The 23,604-nt window shown below is 60.9% G+C and carries 18 protein-coding genes; 14 read left to right on the forward strand and 4 right to left on the reverse strand.

Translation table 11 applies throughout. The annotated features are described in order from the left end of the window. Nucleotides 1-106 precede the first annotated feature (106 nt). Nucleotides 107-1,951, forward strand: a complete 1,845-nt coding sequence (gene rpoD, locus SR908_RS12375; protein WP_178997866.1) for an RNA polymerase sigma factor RpoD — start codon at nucleotides 107-109, stop codon at nucleotides 1,949-1,951. A 73-nt stretch (nucleotides 1,952-2,024) separates the two neighbouring features. On the opposite strand, the gene SR908_RS12380 is transcribed toward rpoD, so the two are convergent. Next, nucleotides 2,025-2,669, reverse strand: coding sequence for a hypothetical protein (locus tag SR908_RS12380; protein WP_246894286.1), 645 nt, complete (start codon nucleotides 2,667-2,669; stop codon nucleotides 2,025-2,027). A gap of 176 nt (nucleotides 2,670-2,845) precedes the next feature. Here SR908_RS12380 and SR908_RS12385 point away from each other — a divergent pair, with 176 nt between their 5' ends. Both SR908_RS12385 and SR908_RS12390 read left to right on the forward strand, forming a co-directional pair. Beyond that, nucleotides 2,846-4,753 (forward strand): DUF294 nucleotidyltransferase-like domain-containing protein, encoded by a 1,908-nt coding sequence (locus SR908_RS12385; protein ID WP_246921649.1) that lies wholly within the window; start codon nucleotides 2,846-2,848, stop codon nucleotides 4,751-4,753. Nucleotides 4,754-4,760: 7 nt separating this feature from the next. Beyond that, on the forward strand, nucleotides 4,761-5,486 hold the full coding sequence (locus SR908_RS12390) for a 3'-5' exonuclease (protein WP_281504061.1): 726 nt from the start codon (nucleotides 4,761-4,763) through the stop codon (nucleotides 5,484-5,486). A gap of 80 nt (nucleotides 5,487-5,566) precedes the next feature. Here the strand turns inward: SR908_RS12390 and SR908_RS12395 are convergent, their stop codons facing one another. Both SR908_RS12395 and SR908_RS12400 read right to left on the reverse strand, forming a co-directional pair. Further along, a complete protein-coding gene (locus SR908_RS12395) occupies nucleotides 5,567-7,213 on the reverse strand; it encodes a BCCT family transporter (RefSeq protein WP_178997874.1) in 1,647 nt (548 codons plus the stop codon). Nucleotides 7,214-7,407: 194 nt separating this feature from the next. Continuing rightward, nucleotides 7,408-8,331 (reverse strand): LysR substrate-binding domain-containing protein, encoded by a 924-nt coding sequence (locus tag SR908_RS12400; RefSeq protein WP_246921655.1) that lies wholly within the window; start codon nucleotides 8,329-8,331, stop codon nucleotides 7,408-7,410. A gap of 138 nt (nucleotides 8,332-8,469) precedes the next feature. Between SR908_RS12400 and SR908_RS12405 the strand changes: the two genes are divergently transcribed. Next, nucleotides 8,470-9,849, forward strand: a complete 1,380-nt coding sequence (locus SR908_RS12405; RefSeq protein WP_246921658.1) for an L-serine ammonia-lyase — start codon at nucleotides 8,470-8,472, stop codon at nucleotides 9,847-9,849. 180 nt (nucleotides 9,850-10,029) lie between these two features. Next, a complete protein-coding gene (locus SR908_RS12410) occupies nucleotides 10,030-10,767 on the forward strand; it encodes a Crp/Fnr family transcriptional regulator (protein WP_246921660.1) in 738 nt (245 codons plus the stop codon). A 28-nt stretch (nucleotides 10,768-10,795) separates the two neighbouring features. On the opposite strand, the gene SR908_RS12415 is transcribed toward SR908_RS12410, so the two are convergent. Continuing rightward, nucleotides 10,796-11,680 carry a LysR substrate-binding domain-containing protein gene (locus tag SR908_RS12415; RefSeq protein WP_040244354.1) on the reverse strand — a complete coding sequence of 295 codons (885 nt, stop codon included), beginning with the start codon at nucleotides 11,678-11,680 and terminating at the stop codon, nucleotides 10,796-10,798. 146 nt (nucleotides 11,681-11,826) lie between these two features. On the opposite strand from SR908_RS12415, the gene SR908_RS12420 reads away from it, so the two are divergent. From SR908_RS12420 to etfB, 9 genes are all read left to right on the forward strand, one after another. Then, nucleotides 11,827-12,936, forward strand: coding sequence for an S-(hydroxymethyl)glutathione dehydrogenase/class III alcohol dehydrogenase (locus SR908_RS12420; protein WP_246894284.1), 1,110 nt, complete (start codon nucleotides 11,827-11,829; stop codon nucleotides 12,934-12,936). A gap of 161 nt (nucleotides 12,937-13,097) precedes the next feature. Continuing rightward, nucleotides 13,098-13,955 carry an S-formylglutathione hydrolase gene (gene fghA / locus SR908_RS12425; RefSeq protein WP_075370144.1) on the forward strand — a complete coding sequence of 286 codons (858 nt, stop codon included), beginning with the start codon at nucleotides 13,098-13,100 and terminating at the stop codon, nucleotides 13,953-13,955. Between the two features lie 251 nt (nucleotides 13,956-14,206). Further along, complete coding sequence (gene gbdR / locus SR908_RS12430) at nucleotides 14,207-15,340, forward strand: choline metabolism transcriptional regulator GbdR (protein ID WP_378076093.1); 1,134 nt, start codon at nucleotides 14,207-14,209, stop codon at nucleotides 15,338-15,340. A 192-nt stretch (nucleotides 15,341-15,532) separates the two neighbouring features. Next, a complete protein-coding gene (locus SR908_RS12435) occupies nucleotides 15,533-16,510 on the forward strand; it encodes a dipeptidase (RefSeq protein ID WP_246921663.1) in 978 nt (325 codons plus the stop codon). Between the two features lie 172 nt (nucleotides 16,511-16,682). Next, entirely contained in the window at nucleotides 16,683-17,228 is a 546-nt protein-coding gene (locus SR908_RS12440) for a DUF5943 domain-containing protein (protein WP_246921665.1), read from the forward strand. A gap of 10 nt (nucleotides 17,229-17,238) precedes the next feature. Beyond that, on the forward strand, nucleotides 17,239-19,323 hold the full coding sequence (gene dgcA, locus SR908_RS12445; protein ID WP_246921667.1) for a dimethylglycine demethylation protein DgcA: 2,085 nt from the start codon (nucleotides 17,239-17,241) through the stop codon (nucleotides 19,321-19,323). 180 nt (nucleotides 19,324-19,503) lie between these two features. Next, nucleotides 19,504-21,543, forward strand: coding sequence for a (Fe-S)-binding protein (locus SR908_RS12450; protein ID WP_246921669.1), 2,040 nt, complete (start codon nucleotides 19,504-19,506; stop codon nucleotides 21,541-21,543). Next, nucleotides 21,540-22,805 carry an electron transfer flavoprotein subunit alpha gene (etfA, locus tag SR908_RS12455; protein ID WP_246921671.1) on the forward strand — a complete coding sequence of 422 codons (1,266 nt, stop codon included), beginning with the start codon at nucleotides 21,540-21,542 and terminating at the stop codon, nucleotides 22,803-22,805. The genes SR908_RS12450 and etfA overlap by 4 nt, the downstream gene beginning before the upstream one ends. Next, complete coding sequence (gene etfB / locus SR908_RS12460) at nucleotides 22,795-23,598, forward strand: electron transfer flavoprotein subunit beta (RefSeq protein ID WP_246921673.1); 804 nt, start codon at nucleotides 22,795-22,797, stop codon at nucleotides 23,596-23,598. The genes etfA and etfB overlap by 11 nt, the downstream gene beginning before the upstream one ends. The last annotated feature ends 6 nt before the right edge of the window (nucleotides 23,599-23,604 follow it).

Here is a 23,604-nt window from a genome sequence, read left to right on the forward strand (position 1 = left end):
CAAATACGACACTGGCAGTAAAATGCCCTTAGCGGCTATACTGGCAGGCTTAGCAGCGTTTCGATCCGTTCGCTTCCAGGTGCTCCATTGTCGAGATAGGGTTTCTATGGCTGGAAATACGCAGCAGTCACGTCTGAAGGAGTTGATCGCCCAAGGTAAGGAGCAAGGCTTCCTGACCTATGCGGAGGTCAATGACCACCTTCCCGAGGATATCGCCGATCCCGATCAGGTGGAAGACATCATCGCGATGATCAACGACATGGGTATCAGCGTCGTCGAGGAAGCACCTGACGAAGATACCCTGATGATGTCCGATCAATCTACCGACGAGTCGGCGGCGGAAGAAGCCGTCGCTGCCTTGGCGGCGGTCGAGAGCGACGTCGGGCGTACCACCGACCCCGTGCGCATGTATATGCGCGAGATGGGTACGGTGGGCTTGTTGACGCGCGAAGGCGAGATCGAAATCGCCAAGCGCATCGAGGAAGGCACCCGCGAGGTAATGTCTTCGTTGGCTTATCTGCCGGGGGCCGTGGACTCCGTCCTCGAAGCCTATGACGCCACCCAGGATGAGGAAGCGCCGGGACGGCTCTCCGATTTGTTCTCGGGCTTCATCGATCCCGATGAGGGGATCCCCGGTGTGGCCGAGGCGGACGTTCCCGAGCCCGAGCCCGAGCGTGATGCCGTGGACGGCGATGCTTCCGAAGACGATGACGATGCCGAGGAAGAAGAAACCGGCGGCGGTCCGGATCCCGAGGAAGCGAAGGCGCGTTTCGAACAGATTCGCGAACAGAACGAGCGTGCCAAGGCCGCGATCGACAAGCATGGTCTGGGGTCGTCGAACGCGGATCAAGAGCAAGCGCGTCTTGCCGAGCTATTCTCGCCGATCAAACTGGTGCCCAAGCATTTCGAACGTCTTGTGGGACAGGTACGCATCAGCATCGAGCAGATCCGTGGCCAAGAAAAGGCCATCATGCAGCTCTTCGTGAAGCAGGCGAAAGTGCCGCGTAAGACCTTCATCGGCTCCTTCCCCGGCGCCGAGTCCGATCTCGAATGGCTGGACCGTTTCAAGGCCAAGCATTCCAAGTACGCCGAGCGTATCGAGCCATTCCGTGCCGACATTCTGCGTGCCCAGCGCAAGATCGGCTTCGAGGAAGAAATGGTGTGCTTGCCGGTCACGAACATCAAAGAGGTCAATCGCCGGCTGTCGATTGGCGAGGCCAAGGCGCGTCGTGCCAAGAAGGAGATGGTCGAGGCCAACCTGCGCCTGGTGATCTCGATTGCCAAGAAGTATACCAATCGCGGGCTGCAATTCCTGGATCTCATTCAGGAAGGCAACATCGGGTTGATGAAAGCGGTAGATAAGTTCGAATATCGCCGTGGCTACAAGTTCTCGACGTATGCCACTTGGTGGATTCGCCAGGCGATCACGCGCTCCATCGCCGACCAGGCACGCACCATCCGTATTCCGGTGCACATGATCGAGACCATCAACAAGCTCAATCGCGTTTCACGCCAGATGTTGCAGGAAATGGGTCGCGAGCCGACGCCGGAAGAGCTTGGCGAACGCCTCGAGATGCCGGAAGACAAGGTTCGCAAGGTGCTCAAGATCGCCAAAGAGCCGATCTCCATGGAAACGCCGATCGGCGACGATGACGACTCACACCTCGGTGATTTCATCGAGGATGGCACTATGCTGCTGCCGATCGACTTGGCCACCGGTGAGGGCTTGATCGAGGCGACTCGCAACGTGTTGGGCGGCTTGACAGCGCGCGAAGCCAAGGTGCTACGCATGCGCTTCGGGATCGACATGAATACCGACCACACGCTAGAAGAGGTCGGTAAGCAGTTCGATGTGACCCGTGAGCGCATTCGCCAAATCGAAGCCAAGGCGCTGCGCAAGCTGCGTCATCCGTCACGCTCCGAGCCGTTGCGCACTTTCCTCGACGAGTGAACGAGGCGAGAGCAAAAAACCCGCGAGTTCAGCTCGCGGGTTTTTTTATGCACTAAGGATGGTGGTGGCCGTTTCAGCCATGATGGTTGAAGCGTCGACGCACCAGTAGCACCAGTTCGATGCAAGCAAAGAAGAGCAGCATGTAACCGGCCAACTCGGTCACTTCCTCGGCTGCGTCTTTGATGACGCGCCGGTAATGATCGCCGAGCATGGCTTCCCAGAACGCGGAGCGGCCATAAAGGCGCGAGAAAACATACGTCGTGAGGAAGCCGGCGGCAAACATCCCGAAGCCAAGGCTGTTGGAGATCGACTTGAACTCCTCGGCAAAGGCATGTCGATGGCGAATCACCACGTAAAGCGTCGGCAGTACGATCAGAGTCACGATCACTTGCCAGGCACCGTCGAAGACGTAGATGTCCAGCCAGGCGTCATTTTCCCGGACGAAGGACGCGAACAGGAACGCCCCCAGTAACAGGCTGACATGAGGAATGGCGTTGGGATGGCGGTATAAGTAGGCCATTAGCAACGAGCTGAGCAGCAACAATGCCGACTGCGTGAGTTCGGTCAGTGACGTCTCGGAAAACTGACCGACGCCCGATTGAGCGTCCAGCATCACCAGCTGCATGATGCCGGCGACGATCAAGATATAGCATAGTGCGCGAAGGCAGATCGCCTTGAAGCCGAAGGGGGCTTCGGGAGGCAGGGGCGAATGCGTCATACGTAGTCTCTGGCGTGCGTCGAAGCGACGGTGATTAGGGCATCGATGAATGTTGAATATTAGCAAGGAAACGACTCTTAAGAAACACCGTTTCCGATCTTCAAGGTAGTCCTTTACAGAACCTGGGTAGAATCTCAGACTAACGGTATTGTCCTTCATTGCCGGAGAGCGGTCGCATGCAAGTAGAATTGCTGGAGGTTCGTCAGCACATGGCGCAATTTCCGCCCTTCGAGCAGCTATCTGATGACTTGCTCGATGAGCTGGCCGGTCAGGTCGAGGTTGGGTATTTTCAAGCCGAGACCGATATTTACCGCCATGGAGATGCCGTTGAGTACCTCCACTACATTCGTAGCGGTGCTATCGATCTTTATCGCCGCAACGGCGATCTTTACAACCGCTTGAGCGAAGGCGATATCTTCGGCCAATTCGACCTGCTGCGCGATCAGCGCGTACGTTTCCCGGCCCGGGCGATCGAAGATACGCTGATCTACTTTATCCCCCTTACGGCGTTTCAACACTTGTGCGAAGCGGACGACAACTTCGCCGATTTCGTCGAGGTCGAGCGCCCGCGCCTGGAGTCTACCGTCGACCAGCAGCGCAAGGGCCACGAGATGCTGGTGACGCGGGTACGTAAGTTGGCCACCCGAGCACCGGTGATGGTAGAAAGCGATGCTACGGTGCAGGAGGCGGCTCAACGTATGGGCGAGCACAGTGCCTCTTCGGTGTTGGTGCTGGCGGCGCCGCAAACATCAGAAGATTCGCATGCCTTCACCCATGAAGACGGGCAACTGCGCCGCATGGTTGGCATCCTCACCGACCATGACCTACGCAACCGTGTTCTAGCCGAGGGACGGCCGGCGAGCACCACGGTGGGGGAGCTGATCGACGAGCGTCCGATCACCATTCAGTCCGACGAGTCGGTGTATGAAGCGATGCTGCGCATGCTGCGCAACAATATTCATCACCTGCCTGTCTTGTATCGGCGGCGCCCGGTGGGCGTGTTACATCTATCCGATATCGTGCGCTACGAGACTAATAGTAGCTTGTATCTGGTGGACAATATCTTTCGCCAGCCCAATGTCGAAGGGCTGGCCGCGATGAAAAGTGACGTGCGCGCGGCCTTCGTGCGTATGGTCAACGAAGACGACAATTCGCAGATGGTCAGCAGTTCGCTGTCGAGCATCGGGCGCGCGTTTACACGCCGCTTGCTGGAACTGGCCGAGGAAGAGTTGGGGTCGCCGCCAGTGCCGTATTGCTTTATGGCGTTGGGGTCGATGGCGCGCAATGAGCAATCCATCGTTACCGACCAAGACAATGCTCTGGTACTGGATGATAGCTTCGACCCCGAGCAGCATGACGCGTACTTCCTGACATTGGCACAACGCGTCAGCGATGGGTTGGCGGCATGCGGTTATAGCTATTGCAAGGGCGACGTCATGGCCACCAATTCGCGTTGGCGTCAGCCGTTACACGTGTGGCAGCAATATTTCCGCGACTGGATCGATGACCCCAGCCCCGAGCGCTTGCTGCACAGCTCCATCTTTTTCGATCTCGACAGTGTTTATGGCGACGAGGCGTTCGTCGAAAGCCTTCAAGATCTGGTCGCTGGGCGTGCCTCTCAGCGTCCACGCTTTCTGGCCGCTATGGCGCGCAATGCGTTGAATCGTACGCCTCCGCTCGGTTTTTTCCGCACGTTCGTGATGGAAAAAGACGGCGAGCAGAACAACACGATTAACCTCAAGCGACGTGGCACAGCGCCCTTGATCGATCTGATCCGAGTGCATGCGCTGGCCTGCGGCTCACGAGCACAGAATTCCTTCGACCGTCTCGAGGATATCAACAAAACTCGCTTGCTTGCGGGCCACTCCGGGGAGCGGATTCGCTATGCACTGGAATTTATCGCCATGGTGCGAATTCGCCATCAGGTCATCGATATCCAGGAAGAGCGTGAACCGGACAATAACATTGAGCCCGAAAACGTCTCGGATAACGAGCGCCACAATCTCAAGGACGCCTTTCAGGTACTAAGCAACGCCCAGAAATTCCTGAAGTTTCGTTATCCCATGCCTTCTCAGAAACGCTGATATTTGAATGAAGCCACTGCTTTCACGTCGACACTCGGAGCCGCCGACATGGGCGGATTATTTCATGGCGCGTCGCGAGCAGGCGCGTGACACGGCATTGGAACGCTACTTCGATGTCGGTGTGCCCACGCCGGAGACTCCCATCGGTGATGTGCCGATGTTGGCCATGGACATGGAAACCACGGGCCTCGATGAACAACGTCACGCCATCGTCAGCATCGGCGTAGTGCCGTTCGATCTGAAGCGCATACGGCTTGCCGAGCGTCGTTACTGGGTCGTAAGGCCGCCGCGACCTCTCAATGAGCGCTCGATTACCTTTCACCATATAACCCATAGCGAGATCGAGCAGGCTCCCGACCTTGATGATGTACTCGATGAATTATTGGCCGCGATGGCTGGGCGCATCGTCGTGGTGCATTATCGCCATATCGAGCGGACCTTCCTGAATGCAGCCGTCAAAGCGCGGCGCGGCGAGGGCATCCACTTTCCCGTGATCGATACCATGTCGCTGGAGGCGCGTCTTCACCGTCAGTCGTGGTGGGCACGTCTACGGCGCTGGCTGGGACGTCCGCCAGCGTCGATTCGCCTGCCTGATAGCCGCACGCGCTATGGCTTGCCGCCCTATCAGGCACATCATGCCTTGATCGATGCCCTGGCGACCGCCGAATTGCTGCAAGCCCAGATCGCCCATCGCTACAGTCCCGAGACGCCACTCCGAGAAGTATGGAGCTAGGCTCGGCAGGTTAGAGAGGTCGTAAACGAAGAAGGCGGCCCGTGGGCCGCCTTCTTCATATCGCGAATGAGGACATCGCGTTACACGCTGCGCGGTTCGCTCATCAAACCTTTGATGATGGCGTAGCAAGCCGCCAACAAGACCAGCGTGAAGGGCAGGCCCGTGGTGATGACCGCGGTTTGTAGTGCGGTGAGGCCACCTCCCAACAGCAAGGCGATAGCGATTGCACCTTCGATCAAAGCCCAGAAAACGCGTTGAGGCTTGGGTGCGTCGACCTTGCCACCAGCAGTGATAGAGTCGATGACCAGAGAGCCGGAGTCCGAGGAGGTGATGAAGAATACCATCACCAGCACGATACCCACGAACGACGTGATCGCTGTCAGCGGTAGCTGGCCGAGCATGGTAAACAGTTGCAGCTCCAGTGCGGCATCCTGCACGCCATTGTACCCATCGGAGATGACCTGATCGATGGCGGTGCCCCCGAAGGCGGTCATCCACAGGATCGATACCAGTGTCGGCACCAGTAGCACCGCGATCAGGAATTCACGCACGGTGCGGCCACGGCTGACGCGGGCGATGAACATCCCGACGAACGGAGACCAGGAAATCCACCAAGCCCAGTAGTACGCCGTCCAGCCTTGTGTGAAGCCAGTATCCTCACGGCCGAAGGGGTTGGAGAGCGCGGGGAGATTCTTGACGTAACCGAGTAGGTTCTCGAAGAACCCGGTCGCGATGAGTAGCGTCGGCCCGACGAAGATCACGAAGAGTAGCAGCAGGAAGGCGAGGGCCATGTTGAGCTGCGAGAGGCGTTGCACGCCCTTGTCGACACCGGCGAGTACCGAGCCCAGCGCCACCAGCGTAATACCCAGGATTAGTACCACCATGGTGACGTTGGTGTTGGGCGTATCGAACAGGTAATGCAGCCCCGCAGAAGCCTGTGAAGCGCCCAGCCCGAGAGAGGTTGCAAGACCGAAGAGCGTGGCGAAGACTGCCAGGATATCGATGATATGGCCGGGCCACCCCCAGACGCGCTCACCCAGAATCGGGTAGAAGATCGAGCGCATGGTCAGCGGCAGGCCCTTGTTATAGGAGAACAGGGCCAGCGACAGGGCGACGATGGCATAGATGCCCCAGGGGTGCAGTCCCCAGTGGAAAATCGTTGCCGCCATGCCCAGATGTGCCGCTGCTTGCTCGTTGCCTTCGGCGCCACCTAGAGGGGCGCCGCCATCACCCGCAAGCGAGGTGCCGAAGTGGGTCAGCGGCTCGGAAACGCCGTAGAACATCAAACCGATGCCCATCCCCGCGGCGAACAGCATGGCGAACCAGCCGGCATAGCTGAAATCTGGCGTGGCGTTGGCGCCGCCCAAGCGGACCTTGCTCAGTGGAGTGAAAATCAGTACGACAGCGAGTACCACGAAAATATTAGCGGCAAGAATGAAGAACCAATCCAAGTTGCCCGTCAAGAACGAGAACATGGCATTGAAAATCGGTGCCACCTGGTTCTGGAACGCCAGCGTCACGATGACGAAAAACAAGATCACCAAGGAGGAGACCGTGAACACCTTGCCGTGTAGGTCGAAGTCGATACCGAACTTCGTGGAGGTGATGTTGTCCTGGCCTATTACATAATCGGTATCGATTAAGTTCGCCGGCCCATCCGGAGCCGGAATACCCTCTGAGCCTTCATTTGGCTCGTTGGCAGTATCGTCCTGCGAACGTTTGTCCATGAGAATTCTCCGTCTCAGGTAAGCGTAGAGTGCGTCATTGACGCGAGAATGCCGTATTGGCAATTAGCGTATTGTGCTTAAAAGCTATTGTACTCAATAAGTTTGCAGAGTTGAGTCGTTTTTGCCATCGAGACCTTAAACGTTTTGTGCTGTGTTTCGCAAAAAATGCATTCTCGGCGGAATCGGTCTGGCATTCAATGGCCATGGCAGCGCGCCGCTTCCTCGACGATCCAATCATGCACGGCACGTACCCGGCGATCGTCCAGCGCCCCGGGGTGATAGACCAGGCCATAGGTCTTGCCGGTGGCCACGGCGCCAGCGAACGGTGCTATCAATGCCCCAGTGTCGAGCTCATCGGTAATCAGTGTGCGCCGAGCGATCGCCACTCCCATGCCGGCGATGGCCGCCTCTACCGTCAAGTGGTTGCGATTGAAGGTGTAACCTCGCCGTACATTCACGGAGCCGGCGTCCAACGCCCCCAGGTAATGCTCCCACTCGGCGTAATCGTGGCTGCCGCGCCATGCGGTCACGTCATGCAATAGCGGGTAGTAGCCTAGATCCTCGGGACGTACCAGCGGCGGGCGTCGGCGCAGCAGTTGCGGCGAACATACCGCGAAGATTTCCTCATCCATCAGCGGCGTGATTTGGAAGCCAGCGTAGCGCCCGTCGTTGAGGTCGATAGCTAGCTCGAACTCGCCCTCACGCAGTGACAGGTTGCTGTCCTCGGAGGCGACATGCAACTCGATGTCGGGAAAGCGCGCTTGTAATCGCGTCAGTCGCGGCATCAACCACTTGGCGAGAAACGAGGGCACACAACGCAAGCGCAGCACGCCGCTCATGACCCCCGTACGCAGGCGACGTACTTCCATCCCCACTGCATCGTAGGCCTGATCGACCACCGTCGCCAGGCGTTGGCCTTCATCGGTGAGTTCCAGGCGTCGTGGCAGGCGGCGGAAGAGCTTGAAGCCCAGCCGCGCCTCGAGCTGCTTGATCTGCTGGCTGACCGCGCCGGTGGTCACGTGTAGTTCTTCGGCGGCCCGGGTAAAGGAAAGGTGCCGCGCGCTGATCGCGAAGACCTTGAGCCAGGCGTGAGTTTGGGCGTGCAGAGTACGGCTCATGGTTTAGCCATTCTAAAGCTTGGTCGAATTATTCTCCGTTGCCCGGCATCCAGGCTGGCTTCAAGCTAAAGTTAAATCGAGCTTCTAACAAGTTCGTTTAGTAATTTTGATACATCAAGACTGTTCGAGGTGTCACGCATGGCAATCAGTGTGTTCGATCTGTTTAAAGTGGGAATTGGACCGTCCAGTTCGCATACGGTCGGCCCCATGCGTGCGGCCTGCGACTTCATCGATGCGCTGCGCTCGCATGATTGGCTGACACGCGTCACGCGCATCGAAGTGCACTTGCATGGCTCGCTGTGCGCCACTGGCAAAGGACATGGCACTGATCAGGCGGTGATCATGGGGCTCATGGGCGAGCGTCCTGCATGCATCGACCCGGAGATAGTACCCGCCTGCATGGAAGAACTGCGCGAATCGCAGACCTTGCTGCTGGCTGGCCAACATCCTATCTCGTTCCCCTGGGCACGCGACATGCAATGGCATGAAGAGCCGCTTGCTTATCATCCCAATGCGTTACGCCTCATCGCCCATGCCCATGGCGAAGAGCTGTATCGCAATACCTATTACTCCGTGGGTGGCGGCTTCGTCGTCGACGAGTCACAGGCGGCCAGCGGCGCGCTGGATAGCGATACCACGACGTTGCCGTTTGATTTCGCTACGGCGGAAGAACTGCTCATGCTGTGCCGCACGCATGGATTACGTATCAGCGAGTTGATGCTCGAAAATGAGAAGGCTTGGCGCGACGAAGCAAGCGTTCGCGACGAGCTGTGGCGTATCTGGGAGGCGATGAAGGCCTGCGTTGACAACGGCTTGCGCCATGATGGCGTGTTGCCCGGTGGGCTCAATGTCAAACGCCGGGCCAGTACGCTGCATCGCCGCCTGCAGGCAGCCAGCGACAATACCAGCGTGATCGCCTCGACCTTCTCGGCGATGGATTGGGTCAATGTCTTCGCTCTGGCCGTCAATGAGGAAAACGCCGCTGGCGGGCGCATGGTGACCGCGCCGACTAACGGTGCAGCGGGTATCGTCCCGGCGGTATTGCACTATTACATGCAGTTTCAGCCCGACGCCTGCCAGCGCGATGTCGTTGACTTCCTGCTGACGGCTGGCGCCATCGGCATCCTGTGCAAGAAGAATGCCTCGATTTCCGGCGCCGAGGTCGGTTGTCAGGGCGAGGTCGGCTCGGCCTGTGCGATGGCCGCCGCCGGACTCGCCGAGGTCATGGGGGGCACGCCCGCGCAGGTCGAGAACGCCGCCGAGATCGGCCTCGAGCACAACCTGGGATTGACCTGCGACCCCATCGGCGGTCTGGTACAGGTGCCGTGCATCGAGCGTAATGCCATCGCCTCGGTGAAGGCGATCAATGCCGCGCAGATGGCGCTGGGGGGCGACGGCGAGCATTTCGTGTCCCTCGACCGCGTCATTCGTACCATGCGCGATACGGGCGCCGACATGCAGGATAAGTACAAGGAAACCTCGCGTGGTGGCTTGGCGGTGAATGCCATCGAATGCTGACGCCTAATCGTTCGATCAACCCTTTGGGACGCCTGCGGGGCGTCTTTTTTTGATTCGGGATCGCACCGCGTGGCCTTCTATGGTTTTATTCCATCGGACAGTAATGCGCTTAGGGTGGCCGGGTCATGCTCGGTGCCCTGCCTAGGACTCCCGACGAGATTAAGATAGAGAAGGTCGCTCATGAGCGAGACAGATAGCTGCATCATCCGCCATTTCCGGCATTACGCGAGTCTCACCGAGAGTGACGAAGCCCTGCTGGATTCGCTGGAACGTGAGCCGCGCGAGGTCGAACGCGGAGAGGCGCTATGGCAAACCGACGACCCGGCGGGGCGTTTCTGCACGCTTTCGAAGGGCTGGGCGTATTCCTTCCGCGACATGGAAGATGGCTCGCGGCAGATTCTGGAAATCTATCTGCCCGGGGATGTCATCGGCCTGCGTGAATTCGCCTTTCAAGAGCGCCTGGCCGGGGTGATGATGATCGACGACGGCATCGTCTGCGATTTTCCTCATCGCCGTTTACTCGAGGTGTTTCGAGAGTCCTTTACCCTGTCGATGATCTTCTTCGCAGTGTCCTCGCAACAGCAAGCCCTGCTGACCGAGCGTCTGGTCAATCTGGCGCGACGCAGTGCACGTCAGAAAGTGGCGCATCTGATCTACGAGATGTACATGCGCCTGCAGCGCATCATGCCTCACGCTACGCGGCGTTTCCGTCTGCCGCTGTCGCAGCAGCAACTGGGCGACGCGCTGGGCCTCACCTCGGTGCATATCAGCCGCACATTGAGCGGGTTCCGCGAGGATGGCTTGTTGATTCGCGAGCGCCAGTGGGTCGACTTGCTCGATCCCGATGCCCTGGCCCGCGAGGCCGAGTTCGCCGGACGATATCTGCGTGATGGGCTGGGGCCAATTGCGGGAGAATGAGCCACGGGATTGTCGCGAGAGGCACGCGTCAAGCCTGTAGCGTATCCGGCAAGCGCGCGACCAGGAAATCGACAAACTGGCGCACCTTGGGCGAGAGGTGTCGGTGGCGCGGATAGATCGCCCACACTGCAGTGTCGGTGAACTGATAGGCATCCAGCACCGAGACTAGCTGTCCCTGCGCCAAGTGTGGCGCCACGTAGTAGTCTGGCAATTGCGCTAGCCCTAGGCCTTTCAAGACCGCATCGAGCAGTGCCGGCCCCGAATTGGCGCGCCAGCGGCCCTCGATACGTATTTCCCGACGCTGGCCGTTGACCTCGAACAGCCAGCTGTCACGTGATCCACGCAGGCAGTTGTGGTGGGGCAATTCGGCCAGCGAATGGGGCGGGGCGGCCCGCTCGAAATAGGCCGGCGAGCCGACCACGTACTCGCGGCGTTCACACAGGCGTCGCGCAATCAGGCTCGAATCACGCAGTACGCCCATGCGGATGGCAACGTCGAAGCCTTCCTCTATCAACTCGACCTGGCGGTTGGTGAAGTGCATGTCGACTTCGAGTTGCGGGTGCAAGCACTGGAAGTCGTTGACCAACGGGGCGATGTAGCGCTCGCCGAACGTGGTGGCACAGGTCAGCCGCAATGTGCCCTTGGGCCGAGACTGGAAGTCGACGATGGCCTCCTCGGCCTCGCGAAAGCCATCGAACAAGTGGCGGCAATGCCGATAGTAGAGAGAGCCTGCGTCCGTGAGTCGTGTCTGGCGCGTGGTGCGATACAAAAGTGTCGTGCCGAGTTGACTCTCGAGCTGCCCAATCGAGCGGCTCACGTGCGAGGTGGAAACCTTCAGATGCCGCGCAGCGGCGGAAAACGTGCCCAAGCGGGCGACTTCGATGAAAGCTTCGATGCGATCCCAGCGCTGCATTGTTGCTCCACGGCAATAATGTTGTGACGTCGTAAGCATTTATCCAAGCGTGCCAACTGCCTAGACTGGTGGGGTTAACCACGCGCGCCTAGACTGCCTATATTGGCGCATCGGGCGCCGCCACGATCGACGAAGGAGAATGCCTGATGAAATCACGCGCCGCCATCGCTTGGGAAGCCGGCCAACCGCTGGAGATTGCCGAGATCGACGTCGAAGGGCCCAAGGCCGGCGAGGTCATGGTTCAGATCAAGGCGACCAGCGTCTGCCATACCGACGCCTTTACCCTCTCCGGAGCCGATCCGGAAGGCAACTTTCCGGCGGTACTTGGTCACGAAGGGGCAGGTGTCGTGCAGGAAGTCGGCGAGGGTGTCACTAGCCTAAAGCCCGGCGATCACGTCATTCCGCTGTATACCGCCGAGTGCGGCCAGTGCAAGTTCTGCCTCTCCGGCAAGACCAACCTATGCAGCTCGGTCCGCGCCACGCAGGGAAAGGGCGTGATGCCTGACGGTACTTCGCGCTTCTCCAAGGACGGCCAATCGCTGCATCATTACATGGGTTGCTCGACGTTCAGCGAATACACCGTGCTGCCGGAAGTCTCGCTGGCCAAGGTCTCGCCCGAGGCGCCATTGGACAAGATCTGCCTGCTGGGTTGCGGTGTCACCACGGGTATCGGCGCGGTGATGAATACCGCCAAGGTCGAACCGGGTGCCACCGTTGCCGTGTTCGGCCTCGGCGCCATCGGCCTGGCCGTTATCCAGGGCGCGCAGATGGCCAAGGCGAGCCGGATCATCGCCATCGACGTCAATCCCGATAAGTTCGACCTGGCACGTCAGTTCGGGGCGACGGAATTCGTCAATCCCAAGGACTACAGCGATCCGATCCAGCAGGTCATCGTCGACCTGACCGATGGCGGCGTCGATTATTCTTTTGAATGCATCGGCAACGTCAACGTGATGCGCTCGGCGCTGGAGTGCTGCCACAAGGGCTGGGGTGAGTCGATCATCATCGGCGTGGCCGGGGCCGGCGAGGAAATCTCCACACGGCCGTTCCAACTGGTCACCGGGCGCGTCTGGAAGGGCTCCGCCTTCGGTGGCGTCAAGGGCCGCAGCGAACTGCCGGGTTATGTCGATGACTACATGAATGGCAAGCTCAAGATCGATGAGTTCGTCACCCAGGATATGGCGTTCGAGGAGATCAATGAGGCGTTCGAGTTGCTGCATGCCGGCAAGAGCATCCGCACCGTGCTGCACTATTGACACGCGCCCGAAGCCGCGCGAAGAGCATCTGATTTATCGCGTTCGGTACCGCGCGAAAGGCGCTTGGTACGCGCCTGTGGTGATTCATCGCGGCCGGGCGCGCCCCGACGTCGTTCCATCCGCCGGCGGCTCGATGCCGTCGGTTTCTTAGGGAGAGCACCATGACCATGTCCGAATCGCTGGAGCTGGTCTCCGCCACCAAGTCGTTCGGCGGTTGGCTGAAACGCTATAAGCACCACTCGCGTGCACTCGATTGCGAGATGATCTTTGCCATTTATCTGCCGCCCCAGGCGGAAACCGACAAGGTGCCACTGCTGTGGTGGCTCTCGGGGTTGACCTGTAACGACGAGAACTTCATGCAGAAGGCCGGCGCGCAACGCGTGGCCGCCGAGCTTGGAATGGCCATCATTTGTCCGGATACCAGTCCGCGTGGTACCGACCTCCCTGGTGAACATGACAGTTATGACTTCGGCTCCGGCGCGAGTTTCTACGTCAATGCAAGCCAGGCGCCGTGGTCCAAGCACTATCGCATGTACGACTACGTTACCGAGGAGCTGCCCTCGGTAGCGCGTCAGCATTTTCCCCTCAATGGGCGGGAAGCCATCAGCGGACATTCCATGGGCGGTCATGGCGCGCTGGTGCTGGCTTTGCGCCAACCTGGACGTTACGCCTCGGTCTCGGCGTTCGCGCCGGTGGTCAACCCCATTGTCTCGCCCTGGGGACAGAAGGCCTTTACGGCCTACCTTGGCGAGGATCATGGCAAATGGACGCAATACGACGCCTGCGAGTTGATTGCCAAGGGGGCCTCGCGGCAGCCGTTGTTCATCGATCAGGGCGAGGCGGATAACTTCCTTGACGAACAGCTCATGCCTGAGCGTATCGAGGCCACCTGTGAGAAGCATGACCATCCGCTGACCCTGCGTCGTCAGCCGGGCTACGATCATAGCTACTTCTTCATCGCGACCTTCATCGAAGATCACCTGCGTTATCACGCCGAGCATCTACAGCGAAAGCGTTAGTAGCAGAGCAGTGTCACGAACGGTAATTTGCTAGGTGCCGGACCGCCCCGCCCAGATGTACTGGTGTGGGGCGTTTTCTTAAAAGCGTCATGGGTATGTCGTTTTTGATAGCGTGAGGCGACGCTTTTAGATACGTTGAGGGAACGCCTTCTCGTCACACTCAAGGCGTTGAACCTGACTTTCTACAATGACAATACACCCCTGGTGAAGCACTACCAGTGGCTCCGAACGTGACCCGAGGAGAACCGCTGATGGCCATGACGAGCGATCGTCCCGCGCCGCCTACCGCCCCCGATGCGCCGCTGCGTCTGGGCTTCTTGTTGATGGATAATTTCACGCTGATCTCGTTGGCCTCGGCGGTGGAGCCGTTGCGTATGGCCAATCAGTTGGCGGGGCGCGAACTCTACCAGTGGACCACGCTGAGCACGGATGGCGAGGCGGTGCGTGCCAGCGATGGTCTGTTGATCACGCCTGATAGCAGCATGCACGAGCCACTGGCGCTCGACATGGTGTTCGTGTGCGGCGGTGTCGGCATCCAGCGTCATGTCACGCGTGAACATGTGCTGTGGTTGCAGGCCCAGGCGCGTCAGTCGCGGCGCATCGGTGCGCTATGCACCGGTAGTTGGGCGCTAGCCAAGGCGGGGCTGCTCGATGGCTACGAATGCAGCATTCACTGGGAATTCCAGGCCGCTGCACAGGAAGCCTACCCGCGTGCGACCTTGACTACTCGGCTGTTCTCCATCGACCGTGACCGCGCCACGGCCTCTGGCGGAACTGCGCCGTTGGACATGATGCTGACGTTGATCTCCCGCGATCATGGCCGCGAGCTATCGGCGGCGATTTCCGACATGTTCATTTGCGACCGCATGCGAGGCGAGCAGGATCAACAGCGCGTGCCGCTAAGGCATGTACTGGGCACTAGTCAGCCCAAGCTGCTCGAGATCGTAGCGCTGATGGAGGCCAACCTGGAAGAGCCCATTGCCCTCGATGAACTAGCGAACTACGTAAACGTCTCGCGTCGCCAACTCGAGCGCCTATTCCAGAAATACCTGAGTTGTTCGCCGTCGCGCTATTACCTCAAGTTGCGCCTGACTCGTGCCCGCCAACTGCTGCGCCAGACCTCGATGTCGATCATCGAAATCGCCTCGGTCTGTGGGTTCGTGTCCACGCCGCATTTTTCCAAGTGCTATCGGGAATACTTCGGCACGCCGCCGCGTGACGAGCGCTTGACGCGTCTGGCGAGCGCCAGCGTAACGCTAACGCCCGCCAACCTTGCTGCGGGCAATGAAGACGATGCCTATGTGGCGCCGCGCGCCTCGAGTGCGATGCAGGCCCTAGCCCAGGCGCAGGGCGAACCCACCTACGCGAGTGTGCATTTGGGATAGCGCGTGCTCGCGCTATTAATGCGGCCAACATGCCGCTTCCAGCGGGGCCGTCCGATCATCGGGCGGCCTCGTTGCGTTAAGGCCGATGACAAGGCGTGACGCATTTGGAATTTTCCTCGTCGCTTCCAAGCGTCGACGGTCTCGGGGACGGGGCTAAGCTGGCCACATGATGCCAACCCCGGAGCGAGACTCATGAACGCGCAATCACTGCACGACGACGCCATCGTCATCGATGGCTTGATTATAGCCAAATGGGGCCGTGAACTCCTCGAGGACATGCGCCGGGGCGGTTTGACAGCTGCCAACTGTACCGTCTCGGTGTGGGAGGGGTTCCAGGCCACCGTCGACAATATCGTCGAGACCAATGCACTCCTCGCCGCGTGCGACGACTTGGTGCGCCCCGTGCATACCACCGCTGATATCACCCGCGCCAAGGAAGAAGGCAAGACCGGGATCATCTACGGTTTTCAGAACGCCCATGCCTTCGAAGACCAGATCGGCTATGTGGAAGTCTTCAAGCGTCTCGGTGTGGGCATCGTGCAGATGTGCTACAACACCCAGAACCTGGTGGGCACTGGCTGCTATGAGCGCGACGGCGGGCTTTCCGGGTTCGGCCGCGAAATCGTCGCCGAGATGAACCGCGTGGGCATGATGTGTGATCTATCCCACGTTGGGGCCACGACCTCGCAAGAAGTGATCCTCGAATCGCAAAAGCCGGTCTGCTACTCCCATTGCCTGCCGTCCGGCCTCAAGGAACACCCCCGTAACAAGTCCGACGAGGAGTTGCGCTTCATCGCCGAACATGGCGGTTTCGTCGGCGTGACCATGTTCACCCCCTTCTTGCGTGCCGGGGTCGATGCCACTGTCGACGATTACGTCGAAGCCATCGAATACGTGATGAACATCGTCGGCGAAGACGCCATCGGCATCGGTACCGACTTCACTCAGGGTCAGGATCAGGCCTTCTTCGAATGGCTCACTCACGACAAGGGCTATGCCCGGCGCCTGACCAACTTCGGCACCATCATCAATCCCGAGGGCATTCGCACCATTGGCGAGTTCGGCAACCTCACCGAGGCACTCTTGCGACGCGGCATGAGCGAGCGACAGGTGCGCAAGATCATGGGTGAAAACTGGATGCGTGTTTTGAAAGAGGTATGGGGCGCCTGAGAGCAACACGTCTGCATATAAGGGGCGCCGGGGGTAGGCCGAAGAGGAGGTCCGATTCCAGGGATGGAATCGGTAGCGTACAGGGATGTATCCACAGCGCCTCCTCCAGGCCTGCCGCCGTAAAGCCCCAGCCAGCAAAAGCGCCAAGACAACGATCTCGAGGAATACGACCGTGACCAAGATGCCTCCCGAATTGCCCATCGAAGTGGATAGCGAGACCGGCGTGTGGACCACCGATGCGCTTCCCATGCTCTATGTACCGCGCCACTTCTTCATCAACAACCACGTCGCTGTGGAACAGGCGTTGGGAATCGAGAACTATGCCGAGATTCTCTACCAAGCCGGCTACAAGAGCGCCTGGCACTGGTGTGAGAAGGAAGCCGAGCTGCACGGCCTTGAGGGTGAGTCGGTGTTCGAACACTACATGACGCGCCTCTCCCAGCGTGGTTGGGGCTTGTTCATCACCGAGGACATCGACCTCGATGCCGGCACCGCCCAGGTGCGTCTCGAGCACAGCGCCTTCGTCTATCAACAGGGCAAGGTCGGGCACAAAGTGGATTACATGTTCACCGGCTGGTTCGCCGGCGCCATGGATCAGATTCTCGGCGCTCGAGGCAGTGCGCTGCGCACCGTCGCCGAGCAGACCCAGAGCGCCGCCGAGCCGGGCTGCGACGTCGGTCGTTTCCAGGTTTCTCCCCGCTCCCAATCCGCCGGCTGAGGTTTCCACGATGGCATTCGACGCACTTTTCCAACCCATCGAGATCGGCAAGCTGACGATTCGCAACCGCGTGGTCAGCACCGCCCATGCCGAGGTCCATGCCACCGACGGCGGCATGACCACTGAACGCTACGTCAAATACTATGAAGAAAAGGCCAAGGGCGGCGTGGGTCTTTCTATCTGCGGCGGCTCATCGCCGGTGTCGATCGACAGCCCTCAGCCCTGGTGGAGCTCGGTGAATTTGACCACCGATCGCATCATTCCGCATTTCCGCAACCTCTCGGATGCCGTCCATAAGCACGGCGGCAAAATCATGATCCAGATCACCCACATGGGGCGTCGCTCGCGGTGGGACGGGCACGATTGGCCGGTACTGCTGTCGCCCTCGGGGATTCGCGAGCCGGTGCATCGCTCGACCTGCAAGACCATCGAAGAAGAAGACATCTGGCGGATCATCGACGATTTCGCCCAAGGGGCGCGGCGCGCCAAGGAAGGCGGTCTGGACGGCGTCGAGCTGTCGTGCGTACACCAGCATCTGATCGACCAGTTCTGGAGCCCGCGCGTCAACAAGCGTACCGACGAATGGGGTGGCAGCTTCGAGGGCCGCATGCGCTTCGGCATGGAAGTGCTCAAGGCAGTACGCGCCGAGGTCGGCGACGACTTTGTGGTCGGCATGCGCATCTGTGGCGACGAGTTTCACCCGGATGGTTTGACCCACGACGATATGAAGGACATCGCCGCCTACTACGATGCCACCGGCCAGGTCGACTTCTTCGGCGTGGTGGGCTCGGGCTGCGATACCCACGACACCCTGGCGAACGTGATCCCCAACATGTCCTACCCGCCGGAGCCGTTTCTGCACCTGGCGGCGGGTATCAAGGAAGTGGTTGGCGCGCCGGTGATCCATGCCCAGAACATCAAGGATCCCACTCAGGCCAACCGCATTCTCGAAGGTGGCTACGTCGACATGGTGGGCATGACCCGCGCGCATATTGCCGACCCACACCTGATCGCCAAGGTTCAGATGGGCCAGACCGACCGTATCAAGCAGTGCGTGGGGGCCAACTACTGCATCGACCGCCAGTACCAGGGCCTCGACGTGTTGTGCATCCAGAATGCGGCGACTTCCCGCGAATACATGGGACTACCGCACGAGATCGAAAAAAGCGCCGGCCCCCAGCGACGTGTGGTGGTTGTGGGCGGCGGACCGGGCGGCATGGAAGCGGCACGAGTCGCCGCCGAGCGCGGCCACTCGGTGACGCTTTTCGAAGGTGCCGAGGCATTGGGTGGACAGATCACGCTGGCCGCCAAGGCGCCACAGCGCGATCAGATCGCCGGCATTACGCGTTGGTTTCAGCTCGAGTTGACGCGCCTCAAGGTCGATATCCGTCTGGGGGTGTACGCCGACGAGGCGACGATCAATGACCTACGCCCCGACATCGTCATCCTCGCCACCGGTGGCCAGCCGTTCCTGACTCAGGTGCCGGAATGGGGGTATGCACAAGACCGCGAAGAAAGCTTGGTCGTCAGTGCCTGGGATGTCCTTGGCGGCGATGTGGCGCCGGGCAAGAACGTGCTGGTGTTCGATTCCATCTGCGAATTCACCGGGGTTTCGGTGGCCGACTACCTGGCCGACAAAGGCGCCCAGGTGGAGATCGTCACCGACGATACCAAGCCCGGCAGCGCGGTCGGCGGCACGACCTTCCCCACCTACTACCGCAGCCTCTACGAGAAGGAAGTCATCATGACTGCGGATCTGGCGCTGCATAAAGTCTATCGCGAGGGTGCATCGCTGGTGGCGGTGCTGGAGAACGAATACACCGGCGTCCAGGAGGAGCGCGTGGTCGATCAGATCGTGGTCGAAAATGGCGTGCGCCCGGATGAGTCGCTTTATTACGCGCTCAAGGAAGGCTCACGCAATCACGGTCAACTCGATCTCGAAACGCTTTATGCCGCCGCGCCGCAACCTAGCCTGGCAACGTTGGACGACGATGCACAGGCCGGCTTCCTGCTGTTTCGAGTAGGCGATTGTACTGCGCCGCGCAACACGCATGCGGCGATCTATGATGCCCTGCGGATCTGCAAGGACTTCTGAGGAAAGCTATTGCGCTCGGCCAGGCGTTGTTGAAGGTCGACTCGTCATGCTCATGGAACACCCAGTCCACTGCGCTGACTCGTCGACCTTCGCCTAGCCTGGCCGTCGCTCATGACGCTTTCCCACCCAGGAAGCACGAGCCGCACCGATAACAATTCCATGTTCGTGAGGTGAGCCGACATGCTCGATATCCTCCTGCCGATCCTGATCTTTTCCGCCCTGGCATTGGCAGCGTTCGGCGCCTGGCGGCGTGTGCGCCTGTGGCGCCGGGGGCGCGCGTCGCGTGTAGCGATCATCAGGGGACTGATGGCGATGCCGCGACGCTACCTGGTCGACCTGCACCATGTGGTGGCGCGCGACAAGGTGATGTCCAACACTCACGTCGCCACCGCCGGCGGCTTCGTCGCCGCCATGGGGCTGGCGATCGTCGTCCATGGCCTGGGCCTTGCCGAGGGCGTCCTGGGCTGGTTGCTGCTGGCGGCCAGCGCGACCATGTTCGCGGGTAGCCTGTTCGTCGTCCGGCGGCGGCGTAACCCACCGGCACGCTTGTCGAAAGGACCGTGGATGCGACTGCCCAAGAGCCTGATGGCCTTTTCGCTGGGCATCTTCGTCGTCACCCTTCCGGCGGTGGGCGTACTGCCACCCGGCTTTTCACAAGGGATGGGCGGCTGGTTGGTCGCATTGTTGCTGGCCGGCGTGGTGGCCTGGGGCCTGGCGGAACTGGTGGTAGGCATGACCTGGGGCGGGCCGATGAAGCATGCCTTCGCCGGCGCCTTGCATCTGGCTTTTCATCGTCGCCCCGAGCGTTTCTCCAGCCGCGATGGCGGTGCGGGACGCTCGACCGGTCTCAAGGCGCTCGATCTCGATGATGCCGAGGCCCCGCTGGGTGTGGAAACGCCCAGCGACTTCACCTGGAACCAACTGCTGGGCTTCGATGCCTGCGTGCAATGTGGCCGCTGCGAGGCGGTTTGCCCGGCCTTCGCCGCGGGCCAGCCGCTCAATCCCAAGAAGCTTATCCAGGACATGGTGGTAGGCATGGCCGGTGGCAGTGACGCCCATTACGCCGGCTCTCCCTACCCGTCACCCGAGCGTGGGGACCAGCCGGTCGGCGAGCACCAAGGCTCACCGCATGGTCCCATCGTCGCGCCGGCTTCGACAAAAGATGGCAAGGCGCTGGTCGATGCCGAGACGTTGTGGTCCTGCACTACCTGCCGAGCCTGCGTCGAGGAATGCCCGATGATGATCGAGCACGTCGATGCCATCGTCGACATGCGTCGCCATCTGACCCTCGAAGAAGGCGCGACGCCTGGCAAGGGCGCCGAGGTGATCGACAACCTGATTGCCACCGATAACCCCGGCGGTTTCGATCCCGGCGGGCGGCTCAACTGGGCGGCGGATCTCGAACTGCCGCTGATGGCCGACGTCAAACGCGCCGAGGTGCTGTTGTGGTTGGGTGACGGCGTCTTCGATATGCGCAATCAACGCACACTGCGCGCCTTGGTCAAGGTGCTGCGCGCCGCCGATGTCGACTTCGCCGTGCTCGGAAATGAAGAGCGCGACAGTGGCGACGTGGCACGTCGTCTCGGGGACGAGGCGACCTTCCAGTCGCTCGCGCGGCGCAATATCGCCACGCTTTCCCAGTATCGCTTCGATTGTATCGTTACCTGCGATCCGCACAGCTTCCACGTGTTAAAGAACGAATACGGCGCCTTCTATCCGGAAGGGCAGGAAGACGGCTACCCGGTCTGGCATCACAGCACTTTCATACACCAGTTGATCGAAGCTGGTCGGCTGAGACTGGCGCCGGGCCAAGCGGCGCGCGTGACCTACCATGACCCGTGCTACCTGGGCCGCTACAACGGTGAATACGAAGCACCTCGCGCGGTGCTGCAAGCGCTGGGCGTCGAACTGATCGAAATGCAACGCTCAGGCTATCGCTCGCGTTGCTGCGGCGGCGGTGGCGGGGCGCCGGTCACCGATATTCCCGGCAAGCAACGCATCCCCGACATGCGCATGGGCGATGTGCGCGAAACTCAGGCCGAGCAGGTGGTAGTGGGCTGCCCGCAATGCACGGCCATGTTCGAAGGTGTCGTCCCGCCAGCGGGCGACGAGGAAGTCGCGGTCAAGGACATCGCCGAAATGGTCGCCGCCGCGTTGGACACTACGCCGGAGGCGACGCCTGCGCCCCGTGATGCCGCCGCCGAGGAGGTCATGTCATGAGCGATCTTCCGCGTCGCGATCCCCGCCAGGAATGGATCGCCCGCAATCGTTTGCATCCGCGCCACGGCGATGTGCTCGCCTCGCTGGGCCAGGGCGCGGCCAGTGAATGGCAGGGGCCCCACGGGCTCATGCGCAGGAATCCGCACGCGGTGGGCTTCATCGGTCCGAATGGTGTTAAGCGCATCGACCGCAGCGGCACGCAGCAGGGAGCTGGTGGCAGGGCCGAGACACCGAACGCCGAGCGCAAGCCGTTGGTCGAGATCGACGCGCCGGCCTTCCTGGTCGCGGTGGTGCCGGACATGGCCGGCGGTCGCCTGAGCGGGCATGACCGGGATCTGCTCGGTCTGGCGCGCCAGCTCGCCGATGCCGATCACACGGCCCGAGGTGTGGTGGTGGCCGTGATTTTCGGTCCCCATAAGGAGACGAGCTTCGGTGAAGCGGGTGTCGACCGCCTGTTGCATCTCGATTCACCGGAGGTTGCGGGCTATGCCCCCGAGGCGCGCTTGGGAGCGCTGATCATGGCCGAGCAGGCCTGGGCGCCACGCCATTGGCTGCTGCCGGACTCCAAGCTGGGCGGTGGAGAACTGGGAAGGCGCCTGGCGGCGCGTCTCGGCGAACGGTCGGCGACGGGCGTCTGGCAGGTCGCAGCGGACGCCGAGGCGAGCACGGGCTGGCATTGCACGGCGCGGGGCGCGGCGGGATCGCTGGACATTCGGCGCCCCTTGCCACGAGTCGCCCTGGCCCTAGCCGAATGTGCCGAGCCGGTCAGCGAAACGCGTCATGCCGCCGCCGAACTGGCCTTGCCTCAGCCATTACCATCGACCTTGTCGCGCATTCAGGATCTCGGCCAGGTAAGTGTCGACCCGTCCGGCGTGGCCCTATCCGAGGCGGAATTCATTCTCTCCGCGGGCAATGGCGTCAAGGATTGGCAAGGCTTCCACCATGCCGCCGAGGTATTGGGGGCCACCGAAGGCGCCTCACGCGTGGCGGTGGATGATGGCTTCATGGCCCGTGACCGCCAGGTAGGCGCCACCGGCACCTGGGTTACGGCGCGGGTCTATGTGGCCGTGGGCATCAGCGGTGCCATCCAGCATCTGCAGGGTATTCAGACCTGCGAGAAGGTAGTGGCGATCAACATGGACCCAGGGTGCGACATGATCAAGCGTGCCGATCTCGCGGTAATTGGGGACTCGGCCCAGATACTCGAGGCGCTGGTCACCCTGGTGGCACAGGCGCGAGAGGAGAAACGCCATGCAGCCTGAATCCGACATGACGCCAGGACTCGAAGTGACGGTGCTGGTCTCCGTCGGTCGCCACCCGTTGACCGGCCGGGCGCGGCGTGCCGACCAGGATGCCCGAGGGGTGGAACTGGCGCGCTCCTTGGCGGATGCCCAGGTGCATCTGCTGCATGCCGGAGAACGCGATGAAAACAGCGAAGCGGCATTGCGCGGCTATCTAGGCATGGGCTTCACCGAATTGTCGCTACTCGAGCAGCCCGAAGGCGCCGATGTGTTGCCTGCGCTTGCCGAGGCCTTGGATGCGACGTCGCCGCACCTGGTGATCACGGGCGAACGTTCTGAGCGGGGCGAAGGCTCGGGCCTGTTGCCCTATCTGCTAGCAGAGCGCCTTGGCTGGCCTCTGGTGAGTGGCTTGGCGGCAGTGGAAAGCGTCGAGGAAGGCGTGGCGACCTTGCTGCAAGCCCTGCCGCGAGGTCAGCGGCGGCGCCTCAAGGTCCGCCTGCCGGCCATCGTTACTGTCGATGACGCAGCCCCCACACCGCGGCAGAGTGCCTACGGGCCGGCACGCCGGGGCGCGTTCGAGGCAACGGCAGGGCCAGTGAGCGTTGACGATGAATGGGCCGCATGGCAGGTACAGCCCGCTCGCCCGCGCCCCAAGCGCCTCAAGATCGTCAAGGCCGCCTCAGCGAGGGACCGCTTCAAGGCCGCCGCCGCCAAGGCCGAAGGCGGTGGCGGTCAGGTACTGACGGACGTGACCCCGGCCCAGGGCGCCGAGGCGATCTTCACGCTACTGCGCGAAGAAGGCGTATTGCGCTGAGACGCG

Source organism: Chromohalobacter canadensis, assembly GCF_034479555.1.
Taxonomy (GTDB): Bacteria; Pseudomonadota; Gammaproteobacteria; order Pseudomonadales; family Halomonadaceae; genus Chromohalobacter; species Chromohalobacter canadensis.

Coding starts and splice junctions, on each gene's coding strand:
- rpoD (WP_178997866.1), top strand. CDS start 107: ATGGCTGGAAATACGCAGCAGTCACGTCTGAAGGAGTTGATCGCCCAA.
- SR908_RS12380 (WP_246894286.1), bottom strand. CDS start 2,669: ATGACGCATTCGCCCCTGCCTCCCGAAGCCCCCTTCGGCTTCAAGGCG.
- SR908_RS12385 (WP_246921649.1), top strand. CDS start 2,846: ATGCAAGTAGAATTGCTGGAGGTTCGTCAGCACATGGCGCAATTTCCG.
- SR908_RS12390 (WP_281504061.1), top strand. CDS start 4,761: ATGAAGCCACTGCTTTCACGTCGACACTCGGAGCCGCCGACATGGGCG.
- SR908_RS12395 (WP_178997874.1), bottom strand. CDS start 7,213: ATGGACAAACGTTCGCAGGACGATACTGCCAACGAGCCAAATGAAGGC.
- SR908_RS12400 (WP_246921655.1), bottom strand. CDS start 8,331: ATGAGCCGTACTCTGCACGCCCAAACTCACGCCTGGCTCAAGGTCTTC.
- SR908_RS12405 (WP_246921658.1), top strand. CDS start 8,470: ATGGCAATCAGTGTGTTCGATCTGTTTAAAGTGGGAATTGGACCGTCC.
- SR908_RS12410 (WP_246921660.1), top strand. CDS start 10,030: ATGAGCGAGACAGATAGCTGCATCATCCGCCATTTCCGGCATTACGCG.
- SR908_RS12415 (WP_040244354.1), bottom strand. CDS start 11,680: ATGCAGCGCTGGGATCGCATCGAAGCTTTCATCGAAGTCGCCCGCTTG.
- SR908_RS12420 (WP_246894284.1), top strand. CDS start 11,827: ATGAAATCACGCGCCGCCATCGCTTGGGAAGCCGGCCAACCGCTGGAG.
- fghA (WP_075370144.1), top strand. CDS start 13,098: ATGACCATGTCCGAATCGCTGGAGCTGGTCTCCGCCACCAAGTCGTTC.
- gbdR (WP_378076093.1), top strand. CDS start 14,207: ATGGCCATGACGAGCGATCGTCCCGCGCCGCCTACCGCCCCCGATGCG.
- SR908_RS12435 (WP_246921663.1), top strand. CDS start 15,533: ATGAACGCGCAATCACTGCACGACGACGCCATCGTCATCGATGGCTTG.
- dgcA (WP_246921667.1), top strand. CDS start 17,239: ATGGCATTCGACGCACTTTTCCAACCCATCGAGATCGGCAAGCTGACG.
- SR908_RS12450 (WP_246921669.1), top strand. CDS start 19,504: ATGCTCGATATCCTCCTGCCGATCCTGATCTTTTCCGCCCTGGCATTG.
- etfA (WP_246921671.1), top strand. CDS start 21,540: ATGAGCGATCTTCCGCGTCGCGATCCCCGCCAGGAATGGATCGCCCGC.
- etfB (WP_246921673.1), top strand. CDS start 22,795: ATGCAGCCTGAATCCGACATGACGCCAGGACTCGAAGTGACGGTGCTG.